At 71.9% G+C, this 2,772-nt stretch carries 2 protein-coding genes; one reads left to right on the forward strand and one right to left on the reverse strand.

Annotated features, from left to right (window positions below; genetic code table 11):
* A partial coding sequence (locus AC1DY2_RS18315; RefSeq protein ID WP_476763712.1) for a proline dehydrogenase family protein occupies positions 1-1,788 on the reverse strand: 1,788 nt, incomplete at its 3' end.
* A gap of 159 nt (positions 1,789-1,947) precedes the next feature.
* Between AC1DY2_RS18315 and AC1DY2_RS18320 the strand changes: the two genes are divergently transcribed.
* On the forward strand, positions 1,948-2,772 hold an 825-nt coding region (locus AC1DY2_RS18320; protein WP_476763713.1), incomplete at its 3' end, for a LysR family transcriptional regulator.

Here is a 2,772-nt window from a genome sequence, read left to right on the forward strand (position 1 = left end):
GGGCAGCTCGCCCCACGCGCGGCCGCGATCGGCGGCGGTCTGGACGACGCGCTCGAGCGCGGCCTCGTCGTCGATGCGCGCGGCGGCGATGGTGTCGAGGCCGAGGCGCGACTCGGGCACCCGCGCCAGGATGCGGCGGCCCCATTCGCGGTTCGCGGCGAGGGCGGGGTCGGTGTCGGGCTCGTTGCGGAAGCCGGGGGTGACCCCGGGTCCGGCGGGCGTCGCCTGGGCAGCGGATGCCGCGGCATCCGTCGGGGCGACGAGGTCGAGCCCGCCCGAGCCGCGCGTGATCTCGAGTACGGTGCTGGTGAGCGACGCGTCCTCGTGCTCGGTGCCCGGCGCCGGGGCATCCGGAACCGACATCGCCGCGGCGAGCGCCTCGTCGGTCCACTCGGTGCGACGGTTCTGGGTGCGGTTCGGCGCGGGCGTGCGGCCGTCGTCGGCCTCGAGCGCGGCGAGCGAGCGGAGGTAGCGGTCCTGCTCGCGCTGGAACAGCCCGCGGTCGTTCGCGAGCTCGAACACGGCGGACATGAAGTTGTCCTGGCTCGCGTTCTCCTCGAGGCGGCGGATCAAGTACGCGATCGCCACGTCGAACTCGCTCGGGTTGACGACGGGCGTGTAGAGGAGGAGGTTGCCGACGTCGCGGCGCACGGCCTCGGCCTGGCCGGTGGCCATGCCGAGGAGCATCTCGAACTCGACGCGCGACTCGACCCCGCGCTCGCGGGCGGTGAGCCAGGCGTGCGCGACGTCGAAGAGGTTGTGGCCGGCGATGCCGAGCTTCACCGCGTCGGTGTGCTCGGGCGTCATGGACCAGTGCAGCACGCGCTTGTAGTTGGTGTCGGAGTCCTGCTTGGTCGCATAGGTGGCGATGGGCCAGTCGTGGATCGCCGCGTCGACGTGCTCCATGGCGAGGTTGGCGCCCTTCACGACGCGCACCTTGATCGGCGCGCCACCGGCCTGGCGGCGGGCGGTGGCCCACGCGGTGAGCTCCTGCATCGCCCCCAGCGCGTCGGGCAGGTAGGTCTGCAGCACGATGCCGGCCTCGAGGCCGCGCAGCTGCGGCTGGTCGAGCAGGGTGGTGAACACCGCGATCGTCAGGTCGAGGTCGCGGTACTCCTCCATGTCGAGGTTGATGAACTTCGGAGTCGCGCTCTTGGCGGCGAGCTCGTAGAGCGGGGTGAGCTTGGCGACGACCTTGGCGACGGCCTCGTCGAACGACCACATCGAGAGCTGGCTGACGACGCTCGACACCTTGATCGACACGTAGTCGACGTCGTCGCGGGCGAGGAACTCGTAGGTGCCGCGCAGGCGACGGTCGGCCTCGTCCTCGCCGAGCACGGCCTCGCCGAGGAGGTTGAGGTTCAGGCGGTTGCCCGATTCGCGGAGCTTCGCGATCGCCGGGCCGAGCTTGGCCGGGGTCGCATCGAGCACGAGGTGCCCGACCATCGCGCGCAGCACGCGGCGGGCGATGGGGATGACGAGCCACGGGAACGCGGGCGCGACGAAGCCGCCGAGGCGCACGGCGCCGCGCAGGTACCACGGCAGGAACTTCGGGGTGAGCTTCGCGACGTGCTCGAGGTTGCGGCCGGCGACGCCCAGGTCTTCGGGGCGCATCACGCCGTCGACGAAGCCGACGGTGAAGGCGAGTCCGTTGGGGTCCTTCAGCACGCCGGCCAGCCGCTCGGCGGCGGGATCGACGGGGTGGTCGGCGCTCTCGGTGAGCCAGCGGCGTACGAGGGCGACGACGTGGTCGGTGCTCGGCGTCAGATCCGTGGCGGCGTTCGACATGGTCACGAGGCTAGTGTCCTTTGCTTCGGGCGCGCCGGGCGGGTGCGCGCGCCTGTCGCGTTCAGTATGCGACGCGGCATCCGTTCAGTACAGCGAATGAATCTGACGGATACTATTCGGTAAAGCCGAATGATTTCTGAGGAGACGGAGGCCCAAGGCATGCTCGACGTTCGACGGCTGCGACTGCTCGTGGAGCTCAGCCAGCGCGGCACCCTGGCCGCCGTGGCCGACGCCCTCTCGTACAGCCCCTCGTCGGTCTCGCAACAGCTCAGCCAGCTCGAGAAGGAGGCCGGCGTGCCGCTGCTCGAGCAGGTCGGCCGGCGCGTGCAGTTGACCCCGCAGGCCCAGCTGCTCGTCGGCCACGCCCGGGCCGTGCTCGACCGGCTGGAGGAGGCCGAGGCGGATGTCGCGCGCTCGCTCACCGCCGTCGGCGGCACGGTGCGCATCGCCGTGTTCCAGTCCGCCGCGCACGCCATGGTGCCGCAGGCGCTCACCCTCCTCCGCGCCGAGCATCCCGCGCTGCGCGTGGAGGTCACCGAGCGCGAGCCCGACGCCGGTCTCTTCGAGGTCTCGGCGCGCGACTTCGACCTGGTCATCGCCGAGCAGTACCCGGGTCACACGCGTGCGCACCGCGACGACCTCGATCGGGTGCACCTCGCCTCCGACGCGATCCGGCTTGCCCTGCCGCCGCATCCGTCGTCCGCTCGCGGACGCACCTCCTGGACGCGCACGCCGGAAATGAGCGGGTCGATTCCCGCCGACGCGTCCACCAGGTCAGCGGATGCCGCGGGCACGGCGCTCGAAGCGGCGGCGCGCCTCCCGTGGGTGCTCGAGCCCCAGGGCACGGCGTCGCGCGAATGGGCCGAGCAGCTCTGCCGGGAGGCGGGCTTCGAGCCCGACGTGCGCTTCGAGACGGCCGACCTCATGGCCCACATCCGCCTCATCCGCTCGGGCAATGCCGTCGGGCTGCTGCCCGACCTCGTC

It is taken from the genome of Agromyces sp. P1_H4 (genome assembly GCF_056405255.1).